Genomic DNA, 20,695 nt, shown 5'->3' on the forward strand with positions numbered 1-20,695 from the left:
AATCCTGAAAGTGCCCTTTTTACTACATCACCAACTTTGGCTGAAAGTTGATATGGCCTTGGGCTTGGAGCGGTTCCCCACGCAAGTGAGGATAAACCGGAGGGATGAAACATGTGGTTGCTGCTTATCGCTGTATTTTTTCTAATTCTTTATTTTGTCCATTCTGGCCGGGATCACAAGACTTCAAATACCGTCGTGCAATATGTGTCTCTTGACGTGGTGGTAACACCCGTGGGTGACGATGGTGTGTTACGAGAACCTATAACCGTACCAATCACGTTGACACAAACGGCGGATGGCCGCTGGCACGCCGAACAGAATGGGGTCAAGATTCATGCCTAACATCCCCTTAAGAAGAGTCCTATTTCGAATCCAGAAATCCTTACTGCGCCTCTGGCTATCTCGATTAGGCATAGAGTCGAACCAATCTTGGCCTCTAATTGTAGTCCAGTATGCATAAATCATGGCGCCCATATCTGCTATTCTCCAGTAATTTTGGAACCGGCAAGATATCGGCACGTTGGCATCTTTTCAAACCTCATCCCCACTTACCGCATAGGCATAATCCACCCCAAGCGCCTCAAAGTGCTTCACGCCACAGCGGATCTTGTCCCGCTCATCGGGGCGCACCTGGTTCATATCCTTGGTGCCCTTGGTTTCCCGGACCAGATCAACTTCTTTTCACCGACGTCATCCCGCTTCACAATGGCCCAATCCGGGTTGTAGGTGCCCACCGGCGTATCCACCTTGAACCATTTAGGCAGTTTCACGAAAACCAGAATGTCCTCACGACTATCCATCTTCCTGGCGAATTCCAGTTCCACCTGGGAATCATATTCGATGTAGGGGTATGGTGTTTTGTCGGGATGGTCCATCTTCAGGCTGGTTAGGGGGGTGATGGCTCACCTGCGGGTGGCTATCCACCCAATATCAATTTGGCTGCCGATGTGCCAATATGGGTTTGTAAAAATGTGGGTTATCGCGGAGGCTATGGTATGAGTCGGTTGACGATCGATATAAGCGACCAGCAGCATCAACGCCTCAAGGCGCTGGCAGCCTTGCAGGGCAAGACGATCAAACAGTACGCCCTCGAACGGCTCTTCCCTGGCGATAGGGATACCGATCAGGCGTGGCAAGAGTTGAGGATACTGTTGGAGGAGCGCATCAACGCCGGTCTGGCAGGGGAGCTGTCTACCCAAAGTGTGCCTGATCTGCTGGAGGAAGAGTTGGCCAAGGCAGCGCTCTCTTGACCCCTTCCTATGTTCTCACGTCTGAAGCGGAAAGCGATTTGCGCGGGATCATCCGCTATACGCGCAAACAGTGGAGTGATGCCCAGGTGCGGCGGTACATCACGAAGCTGGAACAGGGCTTTTCTCGCCTGGCTGCTGGTCAAGGGGTGTTCAAAGATCTGAGCGAACTCTATCCGGCGCTTCGCATGGCTCGCTGTGAGCATCACTACGTGTTTTATCTTCCGCGAGAGAACGCTCCCGCGTTGGTTGTGGCGATTTTCCATGAGCGCATGGAGTTGATGGTCCGGCTGGCTGACAGGCTCCATATGGGACTGAGACCGTGACCCCTTCCTTGTCTCCCTGCTGTTACTGGTCTCTATGCTGCCCGTAGGAATCGATCTGCAGATTCTCAAAACTCGTCCTTACCGCTCCATTGTGAGAAACCGTTTTGAGAATGGATTTTAAGAAGCGCAAGTCTTTGATTCCTGGTCGTGGGAGATCGGGGCCTACGAGTTCTCACAAATGGTGTTTGAATTGGATAAGGTTTTGTAGCCGCAACTTCTATTTTTTATTGCTAGGCTTTATAAATTAACGTTCAAGCGTTCTCCATAACCAAGCCACAAGTTCTGGTTCCTCGCTGTTTCAAGTGGGTAGCCTGATATCCAGTTTACCCATGATCAATCTCCACCACCGCCGCCGTCCCATAGGCCGTCACTTCATTCATGGCTTGCCCCTGTCCAGCATCAAACTCACCAGAATCAAAACGCATCCCCAGGACGGCATTGGCCCCAAGGGATCGGGCATGTTCGGCCAGTTGTTCCAGGGCATCATCGCGGGTCTGGGCAATCATTTTCAGATAGCCTGACTGTTTTCCACCAAAGATGGCGCGGACGCCACCCAGGAAATTGCCGACGATATTGCGGGATCGGATACCCGTGCCGTAGACCGGTCCAATGACCCGGACCACACGCATGCCGGGGCAATCGTTGATGGTGAGGATGAGGACAGGACTTTGTTCTGCGGCCATGCGGTCTCCCTTTCTGAGGAATGCTGCAATCCATGTACCGATCGCAGTGTATTCTTATGGAGTCAGTACGCTGGACAAGCGGTCAGTCGGCAACTTCTGACTTGGGACTGGTCATTGCCTTGCTCAGACGAATACCCTTCTTAATCTTACGACGCTATCCAACAAGCTGTCACGTCTCGACAAGCCTCGCTGCTTTTTGCACACTGGGAACATACCCTACAGCCGCAAAAGGGCCACCAATGGCCTATTATAGGAAACACCGCAAATACCGGGGATCCAGTGGAAGCCCGCGGTTGAACATCGCTACCATGACGGACCCCGCGTGGATCGGCTCGGCCATCCTCGCAGGCATCATCCTGTTTTCATCCTGGCTGATCCTACCCACCGTTTTTCAGATTAACCCCATCCTGAAGATACTGACGCCACTTTTTGAGATGATCGGCAGCATCCTGGCGCTGATTTTCGGATTCATGGCGTTCATGCTGTTTCTGGCCCGCGATACAGAGTCGGTGACACCATCCACAACGTACAAGCCCGCATATCAGCCACCAAAGCCCTCTCAAAAACTCCTGAATGACAATCCATCACCGTACGCCGACTCCAATCCTGAGCAGCCCTACGGATGGTCCTTGTCACTACTCCGAAGCCTCGAATGGAAACGGTTTGAAGACCTTTGCAATGAATATCACCGTGAATGTGGTCTGCGAAGCACCACCACAGGGCTCGGTGCCGATGGCGGTGTGGATATTCGTTTGTTCCATCGGAAATCAGGTGAATTAATCGCAGTTACCCAGTGCAAGGCGCGGTCGAATAGACCCATAGGAGTTGATCTGGTTCGACAGCTTTTGGGCACGATGACCCATGAAAAAGTGCCGATCGGAACTTTTATCACCAATGGCACTTTTACCAAACCCGCCGAGGAGCTAGCCAAGGAAGATCGTATTATTCTTGTTGACGGCAAACACTTCATAGAACTGATTGAGCAGATGCCTGCTTTGTCGCGGGCGCGATTGCTGGCCTTCGCAACGGAAGGGGACTACACCACGCCAACCTGCCCACATTGTGGGATCAAAATGGTGCCGAGAACCAACAGAAGGAAAGGGAATAAATTCTGGGGCTGCAAAAATTACACCAAATATCCGCCCTGCAAACAAATATTGCAGATGAGAAAAGGAACGGACTGAATATCCCCAAAATGACCGCAGGCCAATCCGTTTTTCCGAGGGATTAAACATGAGTCCGCACTACAGCAACTGATCCACATACCGAAAGGAACGCTTGCCATAGATATCGAAAATGACGGCACCAATGGTGAGCACTACCGCGCCCAGTTGGGTGGACAGCGCCTCAATATCAATCATCACATCCTGCATGAACTTCTCCTGCTGTCGAGTTCAAATTTCCACTATTCGGTATATCCGTTCATTGCCTTCATCTGGGTAACCCCAGGGATTGCAGTGCACCCGCGTTTTGCCAATGCGGTAATCCCTCTGGTCATGCACATGTCCATGAATCCAGAGTTCCGGCTTCCAGCGTTGAATACGGTGTTCCTGATTGGAACAAAATCCTCCCGATATGGGGCTCCCGGCGAATCGGGGGTGCTGGCTTTTGTAGCTGGGCGCGTGATGCGTAATGACCACGGTCGGCCCGTCATGCGGGTGATGAGTGAACTGGCCATCCAGCCAGGCGATGCTGTCCTGATGCACCTTGAGAACGGCTTCCGGGGTGATGCTGCCGGAATGGCCATCAAAGATCACCTGAAAATCTGACATCATGTGCTGGCAACTGCGCATCTGTTTCCCGCTGGCGAAGTCTGTCCAGAGGGTCGCACCCAGGAAACGGACGCCGCCGATCGCCATCGACTCGTTTTCCAGCAGAAACGCCTGGCGGTCGTGGGCGATGGCCTCCCGGTACTTCCGTCGGTCATCGGGAAAGATCCCATTGTAATATTCGTGGTTACCCAGCACGAAGATGACCGGCCCCGCGTAGGCCAGACGCAGCTTCCGCAAAAACTCCGTGTAATACTCCGGCATGGTGTCCACGTCGCCACCCAGGACCAGCACGTCGGCACCGGAAAGGCCAGTCAGCGTGATGGATGAATCGAACTCCAGATGGAGGTCGGAGGCGTAGGCGATGCGCATGAAATATTCCCCTTCAGTCCCAGGCCCGTAAACGTAAAGATCGGCGCTGCTGCTTCTCGGATTCAGCATCAAATGGCGTCACCGCGCTCAGGATCTCCGCCATCTGAACAGGTTTCCCACCCCAGACATCGGCGCTCACTTCCATGGAGCCAGGCAACGGCTGCAGGTTGCCATGCACATGACCATACAAATGCACCGTGCCTTGCCACATGCCGGGCCATTCCCGCATCGGGTAGTGGCAGAGAAAAACGCTGTGACCATCCACACTGATTTTGGCCATCTCCCGTATGCTGGCCCAGCCTTGCAGGCGGGAGCCACTTACCCCATCAACACGATCATGATTACCGACAATCAGATGCTTGGTGCCGTGCAACCTTTTGAGCAGGTCTTGGATGATCTCCGCTGGACGCAAGGAGAAATCGCCCAGGTGATAGACCACATCACCGGGGCTCACAACGCTGTTCCAGGCATCCACCAACGCACGGTCCATCTGCGCGCCGTCCTGGAAGGGGCGCTTACAATGCCGGATGATATTGTCGTGCCCGAAATGGCTGTCGCTGGTAAAAAAGGTGCGCATACTCCTCCTTGAAATCTCCATTGAAATCCCGGCCCTGAAGATTGGCCGGATGGGCAATGACCCGCGGGTTCATGCAACCGCCTCCTCCAGTTCAATCACCTGTTCCAGCTGCACGCCGGTCCCTTCCCTCGGATATCCGAAGGGATTGGACAACACCCGCACCTTACCGATCCGGTAATCCACCACATGATGGATATGGCCGTGCATCCACAACTGCACCCCCTGATCACCATAATGCGCCACGCTTTCCTCCAAATGACTGGCATAGGCGCCGGACAGATCATCCTTGCGGAAGGAGGGATAAAGCGAATTCCATGCCGGGGCATGGTGGGTGATCACGACCTTGGAGCCATCCCAAGGCTCTGCAACAGCGGTTTCCAGCCACGTCTTGCTGGCCAGGTGCATCGACAGGGCATCTTGCGGCGCAAAACGCCGGGCACCCCCATGACAGCGTATCCGCTTATGGTCCTGCATAGTCTCTCGTGCTGCCCGCATGACACAGGGGTCGCCGCCATCAAAATCCGACCACAGGGTGGTTCCGAAAAAACGGATATTGCCGATGTCCACGCTTTGTCTTTCCAGCAGCGTAAAGCGCGCCATCAGGTCCTCCGGCACATGTCTGGCCAATCCCTCCCGCCATTTTTCCGGTGCGCGTTCGACGGAGAACCCCCAGTAATCGTGGTTTCCCAGCACCGCCACAATATGGGGAAAAGGGGGTGCCACCATTTTCAGCCAGTCGGCCAGCTTTTTGGGCGTGCCGAAGTCACCCGCGAGGACGAGAATACTGTCCGGGTCCGTCGTCAAGGAGGCCAGACGGACCGTGGCGGGTGGATTCACATCCACATGAATATCCGACAGGAGGCGCAGAAAGGGCTGCGGCTTCCCTGTCAAGGCGCGCGTATCCTCCTCCGATTGTTCCCGCGTCATTGTAACCAGTCTCCATTCCTGCCCGACGGCCGCTCCGCCATGGCCTGCATTTCCAGCAGTCGATACACTACGCCGCGCAAATCGCGCATGGACCGGGGATTACGGGCGAAGGCCTGCTGCAAACGATCCCTGACCGTGATTTCCAGATCGGGCAAGGCCGCCGTGTCCACCCCATATTCCCGGGCGACATCCCGCCGCACGTTCTCCAAAATGCGATCAAAATCCTCCGCCTGGGGAAGCCCCACCCGGATGGTCTCCCAACGGGAGCGCAATGGCCCCGGCAAATCCTCCAGACTGTTTGCCGTCGCCACCCAGCTGATGGCGGAATAATCGACCTCGCCGAGGTGAAACTCGTCGAGCACGCCGCTGCTACTGGCAGGTTCCAGAAACGTCAGCAAGGTCTCCCAGATCCGTCCATTCTGGCGTCCCAACCCCACTTTGTCGATCTCGTCCAGGATCACGATAGGATTGGGGCACTGTCGCTCCAGCATCATTTCCACCAGAAAACCGGGGCGGGCGCTGCTCCAGCCGCGCGCAGCACCTTTCAGGAGCATATTGTCGTTGGCTCCGGCCAGCGGCACAAAGAGCGTCGGAGCGACCATGGTTTCCCCCAACCGTCGCAGGAACCGGGTCTTGCCCATACCGGCAGGGCCCAGAAGGAGCAGAGGACGCAGTCGCAGACTGTCCACGCCCAGGCGCTGCGCCAAGACCTGCTGTCGTTCCAGCGCGCCGATCGCCGCTTCCATCCAGGGGAACTCCTGCCGCAGCAACTTCGCCCAGGAAAGACTCCGTGGCCATGCCGCCAGCGGCAGAGGACGCAGGAGGGGACGAAACCGCTCCAGGTTGCGGCGGTCATCCTCCTTCCCGGGCGCCTGCATGGATTGCAGCACGACCCGCCGGGCACGCCTGCCCTCCTCCGGAATTTCTGCCATACCCAGCACACGTTCCAGTACACACTGGAGCGGAAAGAGAGGAAGTGGCACAGCGCTTTCCATCTCCCGGATGAACCGGTTAACCTCCCGGGCCAAAGCCGGATCTTCCAGCCGGGCTACGGCCAGCAGGCCCATCTCCAGGGTCAGCATTCGGCACTGCGCACTGCGATCGCGGCTATCCATCCAAAAATCGGCCTTGTTGCGCCATTGCCCACGCCAGAAATAAAAGGCGTCTCTGAGGAATGTACCATAGGATTTCGGCTGCAGGCGTGCGGCCAGCACCAGGGCATAGATCTCCCCCAACTTTGAGCCCTGTTGTGCCGCAATTGTTGCCCACTGCCAGGCGAATTCCTCCGGAGGGCTCCAGCAACCCTCTTTCTGAACCGCTTCCGCAAGGTCGCCCAATGGGATGCAAGCGACCGCCATCTCCACTGTAAAACGCTGGCTTCTTTCCAGAACCTGGGGAGGCTGGCACTTTAAATGACTCATCGAATTATGTTCCAAAGTTGGATTTCCATGTTGGTAGTGCCACACTTTGGGGCTTCATGAATCCAGATCTTCCGAAAAAGCAGGGGGCAGCACAAAGCTAACGGGCCGTGCATAACGAATAATCCTAAAAAAGCAGTTATGCCCCAGGCAGGGCGGGAATGGCCCCCTCCGGTGACCATGGTGATCGGGTAATTTGTGCCACGATGTAGCCTGACGAGGAGGTCCCAGGGGGTTGTGCCCAGTAACCGCTCCGCAGTCTGCCGTCCGGTCTGTAACTGCGGGTCTTGCTCCTGGTCTACTTCGTGGGCGGCCACGACCGCCTGCTGAGAGCCTTCATAGGTGTCCGGAACCGGCAGGAGATAACTCGCCTGTTCGCCGGGAGCCGCGCCTTCCGGCAATACGGCGGTCCAGACCGGCTTCGTGTTGGCCGTTTCCTTGTGGGTGACGGTGCTGGTGAAGAAATCGCTGGATGAGGAAGTGCTCATGTGCGAGGTCGTCTGCGCCGCCGCAATCCAGCCGTTGCCGCTCTGGGCGTGCTGCATGACCAGGCCGACCGCCGTGTTGAATTCATACAGCGAAATGGTTACTATGACCACTGGTAACCACTCGTGACCAGGGGTGCATGATGTTGACTGTCAATGTGAAAGACGCCAAGGCAAAGCTCTCCAGCATAGTAAATGAAGCGATCAATGGCGAGTTCGTGACCATTACCCGTCATGGCAAGCCGGTTGCAGCACTGGTGTCGATCGAAGTGGCCGAGAAAGCCCGTAAAGCCATGGAGCCAAAACGTATGCGACTGGTGGACTATCTCAGGACTTTCCCGGGCGATGACGCATTCGAACGTAACCGCACACCATCACGAGATATAGAGATTTAATGAAATTTCTGCTCGACACCGATGTCATTTCCATGCTTTCACCCGTGCGAAACGCCGTTTCAGCCCCGATTCTTGCCTGGCTGGAACAGATGGATAACGAAGATCGGCTGTTCTTGTCTGTGGTCACTATCCACGAGATCGAAAAAGGCATTGCTGTTTTAGAAGGCAAAGGAGCGTCCGCAAAGGCATCCGAACTCAGAAAATGGCTTTTAACGCTGGTGTCCACTTACGCGGACAAGATTTTGGGATTTGATGCGTCTGCAGCGACGATTGCTGGGCAATTAGAAGCGAGAGCCATAATGGCTGGTCATAATCCGGGAATGGCAGATGCGATTATAGCGGGCATTGCCAAGGCGCATAATCTTGTTGTTATTACCCGCAACACCCGCCATTTTCTCACCTTTGGTGAGCATGTGGTTTCTCCTGATGACGCCGCAGCGTCCCATTGTGGTTTTGGTGAAAAATCCTAAAGTGTCCTTCCTCCATGATACAATAACCCCATGGTGACCACCGAAGGACGACATCCATCCCTACGACTATCTGGTCGATGTTCTGCAGCGGGTCAGCCAGCACCCCGCCTCCCGGATCGCCGAACTGACCCCGCGACTCTGGAAGCAACACTTCGCCGCCAACCCTCTGCGCTCGGATTTGTATAACCTTCGGTAATAAACCGCGAGAGACGCCGCTCGGTTACCGTACATGGACGTCCCCAGTTTGCCAAACAATGTTGTTGGCCGGGCTATACGTCCACGGCCGCTACTGCGTAGTCGGGCCGGAATGACCGATCATGAGCGAGGAGCGCCCAGACGATTCGTGCGGACTTATTCGCCAAAGCCACGGCCGCCACATTTTTGTTGCGACGTATGGCCACGGAAAAGTCCCAATTTTTGGGATCTGCCTTCTGTAAAACCCGATAAATCACCGACCGTGCGCCATGAATCATGAGGGTGCGCAGGTAAGCATCTCCTCGCTTACTCATACCCAACAGGTTTTGTTTCCCCCCACTGGAATACTGCCTGGGAACCAATCCAAGCCAAGCAGCCAATTGGCGGCCATTTTTAAAATTCTTTTTCCGAGAGCCGGTCAATGAGACCACGGAACGATTCTGGCAATTTCTGGCTGGTGTCCTCCATCAACTGATGGGACACGCTGTGTGACATAAGTGATCCCTTGCGGCACGACAATACCGAATTCGCTCAGCAGGCCACGAATCTGGTTGGCCTGCGCCGTGCGCGCCTTCACGAAACCTTGCCGCACCCGATGCAGTGAGAGAACCGCTTTCTGTTCGACATTCTTGATCGGGGCATAACGCATCGATGGTCGGCTAACCGCCTCGCAGATGGCCTCGGCATCAGCCGCATCATTCTTGTTGCTCTTCACGTAGGGCTTTACGAACTGGGGTGCCATCAGCTTGACCGTGTGCCCCAAGGATTCCAGCTTGCGTGCCCAATGATGCGCACTGCCGCAGGCCTCCATGCCGAGCAGGCACGGCGATAGGTTCGCAAAAAATATCGCAAGTTGGTTGCGATTGCTCGTGTAGTGAGGAAACCCTCACTATGGCACATCCATGTCGGTATAGGGTGGGGACGTCCATCCCATTGCTAACACAGGAGCTGTATACGGGTCAGGATCGGCAAAGTCAGAAAATTTGGGAAGGTGGGTTGCCTAAACGCTTACTGGCGGGTGGCGTGAGCAGCCATGTAGGCAGCGGTGGCATGATCACCAAGGTGCGGACCGCCGCCCAGGCCACTCGCTCGGGTACTGCCATCATCATCGTCAGCGGTCACGAACCGGACCTGCTGTTGCGCCTGCACCGGGGAGAGGCCCTGGGCACCTACTTCCATCCCCGCCTGACCCGCCTGACCCGCCCGCAAGCGCTGGCTGGGCAACTCCGGGCAGCCGGCACCCTGCACCTCGACGCCGGCGCCGCCCAGGTGTTGAGGAAAAAGGGCGGCAGCCTGCTGCCCGTCGGTGTTACCGCGGCAGAAGGGCGCTTTCAGCGCGGCGATCTGGTCGTCTGCCTGGACCCGAAGGACCGGGAAGTGGGCCGAGCCTGGTCAATCTCGACGCGCAGATGGTCCGGCAACGCACGGGGAAAAGCAGCAAGGTGATCGCCAAGGAGTTTGGTGAGCTGGAGGATCCGGAACTCATCCACCGCGACAATCTCGTCCTCAGCGAAACGGAGATCCCCGAAGAAGGGGCTTAGAGACTCGCCTCCGTCTGCTCCTGCAACGCTTCCCAGCGCCGCTGGCAGGCCACACAACGCTCGGCTTCGGGTTCCACCCGCAAACGCGCCACGGGAATCTCTTCCCCGCAGTCCACGCAGATCCCGTAAGTGCCGGCCCTGATGCGCTCCAGGGCGAGGTTCACCGCCCGCAACGCCTGGGCCTCCCGCAAATCCCGCGCCAGCCCCAGGCTCTCGACGAGATCCAGCACCGAGTCATCGCCGACATCCCGCACTTCCAGCCGCTCCCGCTCCTCCGCCGCCAACTCGCCGTTGAGCAGATGCGCACGCACGCCCATGAGCAAGTCGCGGCGCCGGTCTTTCAGGATATGATGAAAGGTTTCTACGAGTTTCGCATCCATGGAGGGGTTCCTCTTGGTAATGGGGCATACGTTGCCCGTTGGCTAGCGTTTTTTTACTGCGAGCGATTCCATCTCTCTGATCTGTTGTGCCATTACTTCGGCGGGTGTCCGACCCGAAGGGCGGCGTAAGCAAAAACCCAAAGATTTCCTAGGTCGATTATTGAGTTCGTCGGCAACGATGGTCAAGCAGCACTGAGAAAATTCCAACAGGTCCTGTCCCTTGGGGAAGTACTGCCGCAGCAGGCCGTTGGTATTCTCGTTCGTGGGCCGCTGCCAGGGACTGTGGGGGTTCGCGAAATAGGCCAGAATCCCTGTGCGTTTCTCCAGCTCCTGATGCCGCGCCATCTCCTTGCCCTGGTCGTAGGTCAGGGTCTGCCGAAACGCCTTGGGCAGGGACCGCAAGCGCCGCGTGAAGCCGTCCAGAATCGACTCGGCGGTGCTGTCATCCACCCGCGCCAGAATCACGAAACGACTGCTGCGGTCCACCAGGGTGCCAATGGCGCTGCCGTTGTAGGCACCCTTGATCAGATCTCCTTCCCAATGGCCGGGAATCTCCCGTGCCTCGGCTTCAACGGGACGCTCGCGGAGCGGACGCATGTTCTGGATACCGCCCCGGCGGTCCTTGCCCCGACTCCGGGGGCGCCGTTTGCCATGCCCCCGCCGCAGCGCCCCAATGAGCGCCCGCTTCAACTCGCCAGCGGGATGGGCATAGATGTACTGGTAAATGGTCTCGTGACTGACCTGTCGGGACCGGTCTTCGGGGTAATCCAAGCGCAGCCTCCCGGCCACCTGCTCCGGTGACCACTTCCGCTCCAGCATGGCCGTGCTGACCTGTTCCGTCAAGGCATTCCCCGGAACCAGCTTGCGTGTGCCTCGGCGTCTCCGGGACCACGCCGTCTCCCGTCCCGTAACCGCATCATAACTGTTGTCCATCCACCCCCGATGAACCTCCCGGCTCAGGATGCTGGGGTTGCGTTGCAACTCTTTGGCCAGGGCTCTCAGGCTCATTCCTGCCGCTGGTCCAGATGCTCACCGGCGGTGGTCGTTCACTGGAAGACCTGTGGGTCATTCATGCCGACCCGGTATTGCGCCGTCTGCTGTCTTGGGAACGTCTGCCCAGCACGGATACGGTAGGAGACTGGTTGCGCCGTACGGGCGAAGGAGAAGGGCTGGCCGGTCTGGACCGGGTCCATCGCCGGGTGGTGGCCGCACACCTGCGCAAGGGTTGCACCCGGCAAGGGGAGCCGTAAAGCCCACACCCTCTAAAAAAGCCACGCGGCCCGCGATTTTGCTTGTGAAGTGGGCGGGCATGGCTCTGAGGGAGTGGCTTCTTCGTCAGATCGAACCTGCGTGAAATCATCATGCGGGGAGGAACCGCACTGGATCTGGCCCGACAAGCAGCCAGCGATGGGGTACTCACCATGCGCCAGAATGACTCGCGCCGAGTCAAGGAAAGGGTGACGAGCCTGGAAGATGTGTTGCGGGTTACCAACCTGTAATGGTGTAGTTCATCCGAACGGCTTGTGATTTGCGGGATTTCGTCTATGTAGATAGAAACGTCGTCTGGGAAGGGAAAACTTTCATCGAAAATTTCTCGGTGGAAACCTCCCTCTTCAGGGGGATATACGGTGTTGGGGAGATGAGTAACTTCTTGCCCATTCACCTCGCCAGAGGTGCAGATGGAAACGGGGAGAAAAATATTTTGTGGTCAAAAAGTGCCCAGGCTTACTGGTTGAATGGTATTTATCCGTGGGGGTATCGACTAAGGCATATGCTGAACCTCATCCCTATTTGTGTAAAACTGGTCTTAAAGTTCTACCCATTGACTATTTCACTCCGTTTTTAGCCGACGAGATTTTCAAAAAAGCGCTTTTTCTGTCAGGCGCTAGCATATAATCCTTCTCAGTTGCATTTATCAAGGAATTGTCATGAAATTTAATATGTTGTCCACAGCAGCTCTATCTTTCTCTTTGTTACTTGCCAGTGCAGGTATTGCGCAAGCAGCAAGCACAGCAACGACAACGTTCAACGTCACCGCGACGGTTCCTGCCTTCTGTAAGGTGAGTGCTACGAACCTGAATTTCGGCAACTATACGCCGGGATCAGGAGCCGTTACGGGGAACTCCACCATTTCTGTGAACTGCACGAAAGGAACGACGTTCACCGTAGCTTTGAATGCTGGATCGAGTACGGGGGCCTCTTTTACCAATCGCAACATGACCGGTACAGGTGCTGCCGATCCCGCAGGGAATACGGCTACAACCTCAGACTTGCTGAACTATCAGCTGTATACCACCGCGACCGTCGGTAGCGGTGGGACGATCTGGGGAGATGGTTCAACAGGCACTTCCACCGTAGCCGGCACGGGTGCTGGCATGGGCACGCCACAGGCTGTGGCCGAGACGGTTTATGGACAGATCCCAGACAGCACGGTGAACTCAACAGCGGTACCCGGTGCGTATTCAGATACGGTGACGGTCACGGTGAGCTATTGACATGATGCGGTGGATTTGCAGATGTGGGGGCGCGGGACGAGTCATTGGTTTTTTTCTACTCATCGTTCTGCCTTTTTCTGCACAGGCCGGTGATTTCGCCATATCGCCGGTCCATGTTCACCTGTCTCAACACCATCCGATTGCCGCTCTGGTGTTGACCAATTTGCAGGATACATCACTGACGGTACAGGCAACAGCGCAAGCCTGGTCACAAGCACATGGCAAGAATATGACGACAGATACCCACAGTCTCATTATTTCTCCGCCACTTTTTGCCGTGCCTCCGCACGGGAAACAGATCATCCGTGTGGGTCTGCGGACGCCCATTCCTCTGCGCCAGGAGAAAGACTACCGCTTGATCCTGCATGAAGTGCCTCCTCCACCCAATCCGAAAGTCACGGGGGTGCAGATCGTATTAAGAATGATCCTCCCGGTATTTGTTGCGCCTTTAGAAAAGGCGGCACCTCTCCAGTTACAGGTTTCTGCCCACGTTACGAAAAACGGATTTTCCTTGCAAATGGTCAATGACGGTAATCGGCATGTAGAAATTTCGGGAGTACGAATTTCTGAGAACGATCATGAAATTTTCAGGAAAGACCTTCTGATGTATGTACTGCCAGCCTCTCGTCAAGAGATCGATATTCCTGTCGCACAGAGTTTGTCTTATGTCGGGAAAACGCTGTCTGTGCAAATCATGACCCGTCAGAAGGAACAGCCCATAGATGCATCTGTGGTGGTTGTCGCCTCTTAATGGAAGATGTGCGGCGTTCTTTTTCTCGATGGCATTATTCTGTAGCGGTTTTGCCCACGCCCAAGGGATCGCCTCTGCGCCTTTCCCTCAACGGATCGGTGGGAGATTCTCCCCAACGAAACCCGTGGCAGTTATTTTTTCGGTGCATCTGAATGGGAAGCCAGTGAGTAGCGGTACGGTATTACAGCGTCTGCCTGACGGGGAACTGCTTGTCTCAGCGAAAGACCTCACAAAATGGCGCTTGCGACGGCCCAAGAGTTCCGGACTGCTTATCGATAAGGTGTGGTATTATCCCTTATCCGCGTTGAAGATAAACAGTTATCATGTGGATACGGAAAGCCAGTCCTTGTTTCTCAAAGCGTCGGCAAGTGCATTCTTGCCCACAATGATCACAAAGCGGCAGGGACAAAACATCCGCGTTACGCCGCCATCTCTCGGTGCTTTCTTCAATTATAACCTTTATGCCCAACACACCATAGGAAACACGCAAGAAGGAGGCTATTTCAAACTGGGGGTGTTTAGCCCGCTAGGCGTAGTCACTACGAGCTTTATTGTTCAGCATGGCATGGACTTTCAACAAATAGCCAACCAGTCAGTGGTGGTTCGCCTCAACTCTCTCTGGACCCGTAATTTTCCCAATCGAATGACTGCATTGCAAGTGGGCGATTTTATCACACAGCCCGGTGCTTGGGGTCAGGCGGTGCGTATGGGTGGCGTCCAGTATGGAACGAACTTTGCCACCCAACCTTATTTGGTCACCACCCCACTGTACAGTGTGCGTGGCCAGGCGGTACTGCCGTCAATGGTGGATGTGTACGTGAATCATGTTTTGGTATCGCGAAGTAAGGTACCGTCTGGGCCATTTGCGATCACGCATCTACCCGTCATCACGGGAAGCGGAAATATCAGCACGGTGGTCACCAACATGTTAGGTGCGCAACAGGTTATTACCCAACCTTTCTTCTCCAGTCAGCAGTTATTGCGTCCGGGATTGACCGATTTCTCCTTTGCCGCTGGGTGGATACGACAAGACTATGGAATACGCAGCAATGATTATGGATCTGCTGCAGCCGTAGGCACTTATCGCATGGGACTTTCCAATACCTTCACCGGTGAGATTCATGGGGAGTTGCAGGCCAACAGAAATGCGCTCGGATTCTCTGGCTCCTGGGTGGTCAGTCCGTTAGGCATATTCTCTGGTTCTGTGGCCTATAGCCACAATCCATGTATTCATCCCGGACAGGGCGTATTGGCGAGCCTGGGTTTTGAACGCATCACGCAAGGCTTGTCTTTCAGTGCCAATGCACAGATAGATTCCTTGGGCTTTACGCAACTGGGGGATGTTCTTGGATATCCCCGCTTGAACTGGCAGGGAAATGCGACGATCAGTCAGGGTATTGGCTATTGGGGTTCTCTGTCTGCATCGTATATTACCCAGAAATATTTTGGAGAGCCCGCGATCAAGATCACCCAGGCCAGCTACAATATCGGTTTGGGTCGTTGGGGTTACGTGAGTGCATCACTGCTGCGCACCTTTTCTCCCGAACAAAATACCCAGGTAGGGCTGTACTGGACAGTACCCTTTGGGTCGAGATCCAATGTGAGCCTGACCGCACAATCTGGGGGCACAGGAACTGGAGGTACACTGTGGACCGCCACTGCGCAGCGGAATCTTCCTGTAGGTGCTGGTTTTGGTTATCTGCTGCAGGCGTCCAGCAATCGCCAGACCTATTTACAGGGCCAATACCGTGGGCCGATAGGCACCTATACCGCACAAATGCAGTCTATAGCGGGTCAAGGGAGTAGCTACCGCCTGGAAGCCACCGGGGGAATGGGCATATTGGCCAGGACCACGTTCTTCAGCCGCACCATCAACGACAGTTTTGCGTTGATTCAAGTGCCTCATATTGCGGGAGTGCAAGTATACGCTAACAATAACCTGATTGGTCGTACTCATACGGACGGGTACTTGATTATCCCGCAGCTACAGCCCTATCAACATAATGTCATCTCCATCAATCAGCAGGATTTGCCCCTGGATGCGGAAGTCCCCACATTGGATATGCCGCTCGTTCCGGCCTATTTGAGCGGAAGCGTATTGACGTTCCCCATAGAGGTAGTGCGTTCGGCGACATTCACTTTGGTTCAGGAAAATGGCAAGCCTGTGCCCCCTGGTGCCATGCTGCAAATTCGTGGGCAAAAGAAGTCCTATCCCGTAGGATTTCATGGGCTGTCCTACCTGTCAGGGCTGGCGGTGCATAATACGGTAGACGCCACTTGGTCTGGTGGTCAGTGTAGCTTTACTTTGACAGATCCCAAGACTACCCACCTGTTGCCCAATTTAGGGAGACAGGTTTGCCGAAACGGAGAACTCCAGTGATGATAGAACGCTACAGGAAATGGGTTGTTGCGGCAGTATTGCTACTGACTCCTCTCGCGGGAAATGCCGTCACTTGTTCTGCAAGTGCCCCAAATATCAATTTTGGGTCATACAATACCTTGAATACCATCCAACTGCCTGCATCGGATATTTCCGTAACTTGTGCGGGTCTTGGTTTTGTTGCTCCAAAGGTCACTCTCAGTTCAGGCTCCGGGAGTTACTCAGCGAGAGTGATGAATGGGCCTGCAGGGAACACGCTGCAATATAACTTGTATACCAATTCCAGTTATACCACCGTATTTGGTGATGGTTCTTCCGGGACAGGTTACTATACTGGCAGTCTGCAATTTCTGTTTTTTGGTTCTGTGACCTATTCTGTTCCAGTCTATGCACAACTACCAGGCGAACAGAACGTGGCTCCGGGGACTTATTCGACGAATACGCCCATTACAGTGACCGTCAGTTACTGAGATGAGGGTTTTGGCCTTGGATTATCCGTTGAGCATGTCACAGCAGATCCATTGAGTCCATACAATAAATATCCCATCAAAGTATTTATCGGGTGATGTGCAAAAAAGGCGACAATTTGACAGACTAACCAAACAATGCGCTCTCATAACATGAACAACTCTACCTGCTTAAGGACTTATTTTATGTCATATATCAAAAATGCAATTTTCCCGGTCATGTTCGGCATAGCCATGATCAACGCCTGTGCCGCTTCTGCCGATGATTTTGACGGCAACTGGACGGCGGCATACGGTCATGTCCTGATGCAGATTCATGGTACACAAGCCCATGTTTCAATCCGCCATGGAGCCGATGCAAGACTTATACAGACCTGTTTTTAAACTGTATGCTCCATTTTCTGCGCTGCATTGGCGCTGCACTGAGCAACGGGACAGTTAGATATAACGCGGGATAGTGCGGGATACTGATATATGTAACTTGCTGATAATAATCATCTATTAAAAACGCTTATATTTCAAAAAGACTCGGAAATTCCTGCAACTGGATTTAGGTTCCAGCGCCGCACGGCGTGGGAGTTCGAATCTCCCCTTTCGCACCAGATAGCCGTCTACGGATATGGCGAAGGAAATCATCGGCCGGCTCAAAGCCCGAGTACCGCTGAATCTCGCTGATCGGCAGCCCCTGCGCTGTGAGCACCGAACGATTTCATGTTCATGATGCCGAAGGTATTTTAGAGGCGAATTTCCGGTGTAGCCAATATTCTGTGAGTGCCAGAATACCTGCGCCGAGAATCGCCGTGACACAGGCATAGAAATATGAATCCGGTTGATCAACCGTAAAAATGACCCCCATGACGACATTCGAGACGAACAAGCCCAGCGCCCGGCTCATGCCCAGCAATCCCATCCCCCCGGAAAGTTCTCCGGACTGCACCAGGTAAGAGGTTAGCACCGGCTCAAATGTCTCAACGGCTCCGGTGGCGATCCCCAGCAAGGCGGCCCCCAGGTAGAACAGCAGGAGACCGGAATCCACCAGATAAGACACTCCGATAATGAGGGAGCCTACCCCGGCCAGGGCATAGCCAGTCGTCCAGAGGGCACGGATGGGACGTAGGGCGCTGGACCCCAGCACGTAGCCAGCCGCAGAAGAAAAACCCAGGTAGATACCAAAGGTTAGGACACCCAACGCAGCGCTGGCCTGTGACTCTGCCACCGAAAGTATCGGGAAGCCCAGGGCATAATAACTGAATCCGAACAGGGTTGCGGCCAGAAGCACGAATTGGAAGATCCGCCGGTTGATGCGCGGTGGATATTGGGGAAACTGAACCTTCGAGGCGGGGACAGTACCTGTGGACGGCGAGGTCACAGCGAATGGCACATAGTGCACAAGGGCCAGACAGACGCTGGAGAGCAGAATTGGAAAAATACTCACAACAAGTATGTCGTGGTAGGAAACATGGTAGAGAATCAGGATGATGACATAGACCACGGCGATCAGGCCACCTCCAACATCCAGCGCATGAAGAAACCCGAAGACTTTCGTTCGGTGTTCCGGTTTGGATACTTCCACAAGCATGGCCCGCCGCGCCGGGGTCCGGAAAAAGCGTGCCCACCAACCCAGAGTAAAAAGGATGCCGATGATCCAGACATTGGAGAAAAAACCCGCGAGGGACATCAGGGGAATGAGCAGATTACCGACAAGTGCCACGGTTTTTCGATTGTATCTGTCACCTGCCTTCCCTCCCAGAAAAGCAAACAGTGATCCACCGCCAAAGGCCAGCGCCAGCAACAGGCCATATACGTAGGGCGGTTCTTTCATGTTCAGAATGATCAGCAGGGAAAATATGGAGGTGACTGCCTGATAGCCCCCGTCGGCAAAGAATGCCGACAAGGACAGAAGTAACACATTTCTGTTGAGCCAACCATAAGGTCCGGCGGGGGGATGGATGCTGCCGGCCATTCCGCTCAGCCGAACCAGAAAAAACCAGGATGCCGAGTGCGCTCAGAGAGCAGGGAGGCGATGATGGACGCGGAACATGGGCATGGCGTAGTTTCGTTTCTCAATGATTCAGCGAGTGCGTACAATTTATCGGACATCTGTTCCTCGTTTAACGGTTATTGTGGCTTTTCCTTTTCACCCAGCAAAAATCTCGGATCAGGCAGGCACAACTGTGCGCCCGCCTGGGTCAGACGCGACTCATTGTGCACACCGCAGAGTACGCCGATCGGTAAAACACCGGCGGCCACGGCCATCTCCATGTCATGTACCGTATCGCCGACCATGACAGCGGCTTTCGGCGGCAATTGGTAATGATCCAGCAGCTCTTCGAGCATGAGAGGGTCAGGCTTGGAGCGGGTTTCATCGGCACAACGGCTGGCACCGACAAGTGCCTCCACGCGAGGATATTCAGTGAGGATCTTGTCCAGACCCCGACGCGCCTTACCCGTGGCCACGGCGAGTTGATAACCCGCATCCACCAGTCTGGACAGGGTTTCTTCGACTCCTGGAAACAGCGGCATGGCGGCTGCAGGCGTCGAAAAAAAACAGTGGCGGTAACCTTCCAGAATGTGGGCCCGCAGTTTTTCGTCGGCCTCGGGAGCCAACACTGCCAAGGCATCGTTCAGGCCCAGGCCGATGATTTCCTTGTATTGTGCTTCTCCCCGGTCCTCTAACCCGGCATGAGCAAAGGCATGGGCCAGACAGCGACAGATGGTGGAGATACTGTCCATCAGGGTGCCGTCCCAGTCAAAAATAATCAGCCGTCGATCCTGCAACAAGGGAATCATGGGTAAGGCGCCTGTCGTAATTGCTGCAGCACAGCCTCCAGTTCGGCCGGTAAAGGGGCCTGGATATATATGGGCTGCTGATCGCGGGGATGCGCAAAACGAATACTGGCAGCATGCAGAAACAGCCGCTGCAAACCCAAACCGCGCATGCGCTGATTAAAGGCGGGATCTCCATATTTTTCATCGCCGGCGACGGCATGGGCAATGGCCTGCAGATGCACGCGAATTTGATGGGTGCGCCCGGTATCCAGATCAGCCTCCACAAGGGTTGCACCGGGAAGATGCTCCCGGGCCGAGAAACGGGTATGGGCGGCCTTGCCGGCGACGGGATCCACCCGCACCATACGCTCGCCAGATTGCAGGGTATTTTTGCGCAGGGGCAGGCGGACCGAACGCGCTGGTCCTTTCCAGTCACCCCAGGCCAGGGCCAGATAGTGTTTTTCCATCTGCCCCTGACGCAAGCTTTGATGGAGTGCGCGCAGTGCCGAACGCTTCTTGCTGAGTACCAGACATCCGGAAGTATCCCGATCCAGGCGGTGCACCAGCTCCAGCTCCCGGGCTTCCGGGCGTAACTGACGCAGGGCCTCGATGATGCCCCAGCTCAAACCGGAGCCGCCATGCACCGCCAGCCCGCTGGGCTTGTCCAGCACCAGCAGATGACTGTCTTCAAAAAGGACCGCCGCTTCCAGCTGGCTGCGCAGATGGACGGGCAGCACTACCGGATCGTTGGGTTCCGGCACCCGCATCGGAGGCAGACGCAATACATCGCCCAAGGCAATGTGATAATGGGGCCGCGCCCGCCCCTTGTTCACCCGAACCTCGCCACTCCGCAGGATTTTGTAGATGTGCGAGCGGGGCACGCCTTTCATGACCCGCAGGAGGAAATTATCCAGACGCTGGCCTGCATCGGCATCGGTCACCAGCCACTGCCGCACTCCGCTTTCCGCCATATTTTCACTGCTCCAACATTTTTTCGATTGCGATTCTATTCTTTTATGGCATATATTGCGAGTCAGGACGCTGCGCT

The 20,695-nt window shown here is 55.3% G+C and carries 26 protein-coding genes and 4 pseudogenes; 15 read left to right on the forward strand and 15 right to left on the reverse strand.

Annotated features, from left to right (window positions below; all coding sequences use genetic code 11):
• Nucleotides 1-111 precede the first annotated feature (111 nt).
• Nucleotides 112-342, forward strand: a complete 231-nt coding sequence (locus tag ACJU26_RS11250; protein WP_414039739.1) for a hypothetical protein — start codon at nucleotides 112-114, stop codon at nucleotides 340-342.
• Nucleotides 343-531: 189 nt separating this feature from the next.
• Here the strand turns inward: ACJU26_RS11250 and ACJU26_RS11255 are convergent.
• Nucleotides 532-875 (reverse strand): annotated as a pseudogene (locus tag ACJU26_RS11255) (hypothetical protein).
• A gap of 120 nt (nucleotides 876-995) precedes the next feature.
• Between ACJU26_RS11255 and ACJU26_RS11260 the strand changes: the two are divergent.
• Together ACJU26_RS11260 and ACJU26_RS11265 are read left to right on the forward strand one after the other, a co-directional pair.
• Nucleotides 996-1,250 carry an antitoxin gene (locus tag ACJU26_RS11260; RefSeq protein ID WP_414039740.1) on the forward strand — a complete coding sequence of 85 codons (255 nt, stop codon included), beginning with the start codon at nucleotides 996-998 and terminating at the stop codon, nucleotides 1,248-1,250.
• Nucleotides 1,247-1,573, forward strand: coding sequence for a type II toxin-antitoxin system RelE/ParE family toxin (locus tag ACJU26_RS11265; RefSeq protein WP_414039741.1), 327 nt, complete (start codon nucleotides 1,247-1,249; stop codon nucleotides 1,571-1,573). Before ACJU26_RS11260 ends, ACJU26_RS11265 begins: the two co-directional genes overlap by 4 nt.
• Before the next feature lie 323 nt (nucleotides 1,574-1,896).
• Here ACJU26_RS11265 and ACJU26_RS11270 read toward each other — a convergent pair whose 3' ends face one another.
• A complete protein-coding gene (locus ACJU26_RS11270; RefSeq protein WP_414039742.1) occupies nucleotides 1,897-2,256 on the reverse strand; it encodes a YbjQ family protein in 360 nt (119 codons plus the stop codon).
• A 293-nt stretch (nucleotides 2,257-2,549) separates the two neighbouring features.
• Between ACJU26_RS11270 and ACJU26_RS11275 the strand changes: the two genes are divergently transcribed.
• Nucleotides 2,550-3,440, forward strand: coding sequence for a restriction endonuclease (locus ACJU26_RS11275; protein WP_414039743.1), 891 nt, complete (start codon nucleotides 2,550-2,552; stop codon nucleotides 3,438-3,440).
• A gap of 60 nt (nucleotides 3,441-3,500) precedes the next feature.
• Here ACJU26_RS11275 and ACJU26_RS11280 read toward each other — a convergent pair whose 3' ends face one another.
• Genes ACJU26_RS11280 through ACJU26_RS11310 form a run of 7 tightly spaced genes read right to left on the reverse strand, consistent with a single transcriptional unit; the run spans nucleotide 3,501 to nucleotide 7,918 of the window.
• On the reverse strand, nucleotides 3,501-3,629 hold the full coding sequence (locus ACJU26_RS11280) for a hypothetical protein (protein ID WP_414039744.1): 129 nt from the start codon (nucleotides 3,627-3,629) through the stop codon (nucleotides 3,501-3,503).
• A 21-nt stretch (nucleotides 3,630-3,650) separates the two neighbouring features.
• Nucleotides 3,651-4,397 (reverse strand): metallophosphoesterase, encoded by a 747-nt coding sequence (locus ACJU26_RS11285; protein ID WP_414039745.1) that lies wholly within the window; start codon nucleotides 4,395-4,397, stop codon nucleotides 3,651-3,653.
• 13 nt (nucleotides 4,398-4,410) lie between these two features.
• Complete coding sequence (locus tag ACJU26_RS11290; RefSeq protein WP_414039746.1) at nucleotides 4,411-4,974, reverse strand: metallophosphoesterase family protein; 564 nt, start codon at nucleotides 4,972-4,974, stop codon at nucleotides 4,411-4,413.
• Nucleotides 4,913-5,047: a hypothetical protein gene (locus ACJU26_RS11295; RefSeq protein ID WP_414039747.1), complete on the reverse strand. Its 135-nt coding sequence runs from the start codon at nucleotides 5,045-5,047 to the stop codon at nucleotides 4,913-4,915. Before ACJU26_RS11295 ends, ACJU26_RS11290 begins: the two co-directional genes overlap by 62 nt.
• Nucleotides 5,044-5,901, reverse strand: a complete 858-nt coding sequence (locus ACJU26_RS11300) for a metallophosphoesterase (RefSeq protein WP_414039748.1) — start codon at nucleotides 5,899-5,901, stop codon at nucleotides 5,044-5,046. The genes ACJU26_RS11295 and ACJU26_RS11300 overlap by 4 nt, the downstream gene beginning before the upstream one ends.
• The gene (locus ACJU26_RS11305) at nucleotides 5,898-7,322 is read right to left on the reverse strand and encodes an AAA family ATPase (RefSeq protein ID WP_414039749.1); all 1,425 of its coding nucleotides are present in this window, start codon (nucleotides 7,320-7,322) and stop codon (nucleotides 5,898-5,900) included. Before ACJU26_RS11305 ends, ACJU26_RS11300 begins: the two co-directional genes overlap by 4 nt.
• Complete coding sequence (locus tag ACJU26_RS11310) at nucleotides 7,319-7,918, reverse strand: hypothetical protein (RefSeq protein ID WP_414039750.1); 600 nt, start codon at nucleotides 7,916-7,918, stop codon at nucleotides 7,319-7,321. Before ACJU26_RS11310 ends, ACJU26_RS11305 begins: the two co-directional genes overlap by 4 nt.
• A gap of 26 nt (nucleotides 7,919-7,944) precedes the next feature.
• On the opposite strand from ACJU26_RS11310, the gene ACJU26_RS11315 reads away from it, so the two are divergent.
• The 3 genes and pseudogenes from ACJU26_RS11315 to ACJU26_RS11325 form a co-directional block, all read left to right on the forward strand.
• Nucleotides 7,945-8,199: a type II toxin-antitoxin system Phd/YefM family antitoxin gene (locus ACJU26_RS11315; protein ID WP_414039751.1), complete on the forward strand. Its 255-nt coding sequence runs from the start codon at nucleotides 7,945-7,947 to the stop codon at nucleotides 8,197-8,199.
• Nucleotides 8,199-8,669 (forward strand): type II toxin-antitoxin system VapC family toxin, encoded by a 471-nt coding sequence (locus tag ACJU26_RS11320; RefSeq protein WP_414039752.1) that lies wholly within the window; start codon nucleotides 8,199-8,201, stop codon nucleotides 8,667-8,669. The genes ACJU26_RS11315 and ACJU26_RS11320 overlap by 1 nt, the downstream gene beginning before the upstream one ends.
• Before the next feature lie 49 nt (nucleotides 8,670-8,718).
• Nucleotides 8,719-8,865: pseudogene (locus tag ACJU26_RS11325) on the forward strand (transposase domain-containing protein); the annotation flags it as partial.
• 73 nt (nucleotides 8,866-8,938) lie between these two features.
• Here the strand turns inward: ACJU26_RS11325 and ACJU26_RS11330 are convergent.
• Nucleotides 8,939-9,726 (reverse strand): annotated as a pseudogene (locus tag ACJU26_RS11330) (IS110 family transposase); the annotation flags it as partial.
• A 134-nt stretch (nucleotides 9,727-9,860) separates the two neighbouring features.
• Between ACJU26_RS11330 and ACJU26_RS11335 the strand changes: the two are divergent.
• Nucleotides 9,861-10,310, forward strand: coding sequence for a PUA domain-containing protein (locus tag ACJU26_RS11335; protein ID WP_414039753.1), 450 nt, complete (start codon nucleotides 9,861-9,863; stop codon nucleotides 10,308-10,310).
• A 91-nt stretch (nucleotides 10,311-10,401) separates the two neighbouring features.
• Here the strand turns inward: ACJU26_RS11335 and ACJU26_RS11340 are convergent, their stop codons facing one another.
• On the reverse strand, nucleotides 10,402-10,785 hold the full coding sequence (locus tag ACJU26_RS11340) for a TraR/DksA family transcriptional regulator (RefSeq protein ID WP_414039754.1): 384 nt from the start codon (nucleotides 10,783-10,785) through the stop codon (nucleotides 10,402-10,404).
• A gap of 42 nt (nucleotides 10,786-10,827) precedes the next feature.
• Nucleotides 10,828-11,796: pseudogene (locus tag ACJU26_RS11345) on the reverse strand (IS30 family transposase); the annotation flags it as partial.
• A 14-nt stretch (nucleotides 11,797-11,810) separates the two neighbouring features.
• Between ACJU26_RS11345 and ACJU26_RS11350 the strand changes: the two are divergent.
• The 7 genes from ACJU26_RS11350 to ACJU26_RS11380 all read left to right on the forward strand — a co-directional run bounded on the left by ACJU26_RS11350 (nucleotide 11,811) and on the right by ACJU26_RS11380 (nucleotide 17,262).
• Nucleotides 11,811-12,035 carry a hypothetical protein gene (locus ACJU26_RS11350; RefSeq protein WP_414039755.1) on the forward strand — a complete coding sequence of 75 codons (225 nt, stop codon included), beginning with the start codon at nucleotides 11,811-11,813 and terminating at the stop codon, nucleotides 12,033-12,035.
• A 111-nt stretch (nucleotides 12,036-12,146) separates the two neighbouring features.
• Entirely contained in the window at nucleotides 12,147-12,284 is a 138-nt protein-coding gene (locus tag ACJU26_RS11355) for a hypothetical protein (RefSeq protein WP_414039756.1), read from the forward strand.
• Between the two features lie 429 nt (nucleotides 12,285-12,713).
• Nucleotides 12,714-13,280 carry a spore coat U domain-containing protein gene (locus tag ACJU26_RS11360; protein WP_414039757.1) on the forward strand — a complete coding sequence of 189 codons (567 nt, stop codon included), beginning with the start codon at nucleotides 12,714-12,716 and terminating at the stop codon, nucleotides 13,278-13,280.
• Between the two features lies 1 nt (nucleotide 13,281).
• Nucleotides 13,282-14,031 (forward strand): molecular chaperone, encoded by a 750-nt coding sequence (locus tag ACJU26_RS11365; RefSeq protein WP_414039758.1) that lies wholly within the window; start codon nucleotides 13,282-13,284, stop codon nucleotides 14,029-14,031.
• Nucleotides 14,003-16,411 (forward strand): fimbria/pilus outer membrane usher protein, encoded by a 2,409-nt coding sequence (locus ACJU26_RS11370; RefSeq protein ID WP_414039759.1) that lies wholly within the window; start codon nucleotides 14,003-14,005, stop codon nucleotides 16,409-16,411. The genes ACJU26_RS11365 and ACJU26_RS11370 overlap by 29 nt, the downstream gene beginning before the upstream one ends.
• Nucleotides 16,411-16,881 carry a spore coat protein U domain-containing protein gene (locus tag ACJU26_RS11375; protein ID WP_414041974.1) on the forward strand — a complete coding sequence of 157 codons (471 nt, stop codon included), beginning with the start codon at nucleotides 16,411-16,413 and terminating at the stop codon, nucleotides 16,879-16,881. Before ACJU26_RS11370 ends, ACJU26_RS11375 begins: the two co-directional genes overlap by 1 nt.
• A 183-nt stretch (nucleotides 16,882-17,064) precedes the next feature.
• Nucleotides 17,065-17,262, forward strand: coding sequence for a hypothetical protein (locus ACJU26_RS11380; protein WP_414039760.1), 198 nt, complete (start codon nucleotides 17,065-17,067; stop codon nucleotides 17,260-17,262).
• A gap of 331 nt (nucleotides 17,263-17,593) precedes the next feature.
• Here the strand turns inward: ACJU26_RS11380 and ACJU26_RS11385 are convergent, their stop codons facing one another.
• The 3 genes from ACJU26_RS11385 to rluC form a co-directional block, all read right to left on the reverse strand.
• Entirely contained in the window at nucleotides 17,594-18,841 is a 1,248-nt protein-coding gene (locus ACJU26_RS11385) for an MFS transporter (protein ID WP_414039761.1), read from the reverse strand.
• Nucleotides 18,842-18,996: 155 nt separating this feature from the next.
• On the reverse strand, nucleotides 18,997-19,668 hold the full coding sequence (locus ACJU26_RS11390; protein WP_414039762.1) for an HAD family hydrolase: 672 nt from the start codon (nucleotides 19,666-19,668) through the stop codon (nucleotides 18,997-18,999).
• Nucleotides 19,665-20,618: a 23S rRNA pseudouridine(955/2504/2580) synthase RluC gene (rluC, locus tag ACJU26_RS11395; RefSeq protein ID WP_414039763.1), complete on the reverse strand. Its 954-nt coding sequence runs from the start codon at nucleotides 20,616-20,618 to the stop codon at nucleotides 19,665-19,667. Before rluC ends, ACJU26_RS11390 begins: the two co-directional genes overlap by 4 nt.
• Between the last annotated feature and the right edge of the window lie 77 nt (nucleotides 20,619-20,695).

Origin of the sequence: Acidithiobacillus sp. M4-SHS-6 (assembly GCF_047421495.1) — a bacterium.
In the GTDB taxonomy this organism is placed as follows: domain Bacteria; phylum Pseudomonadota; class Gammaproteobacteria; order Acidithiobacillales; family Acidithiobacillaceae; genus Acidithiobacillus.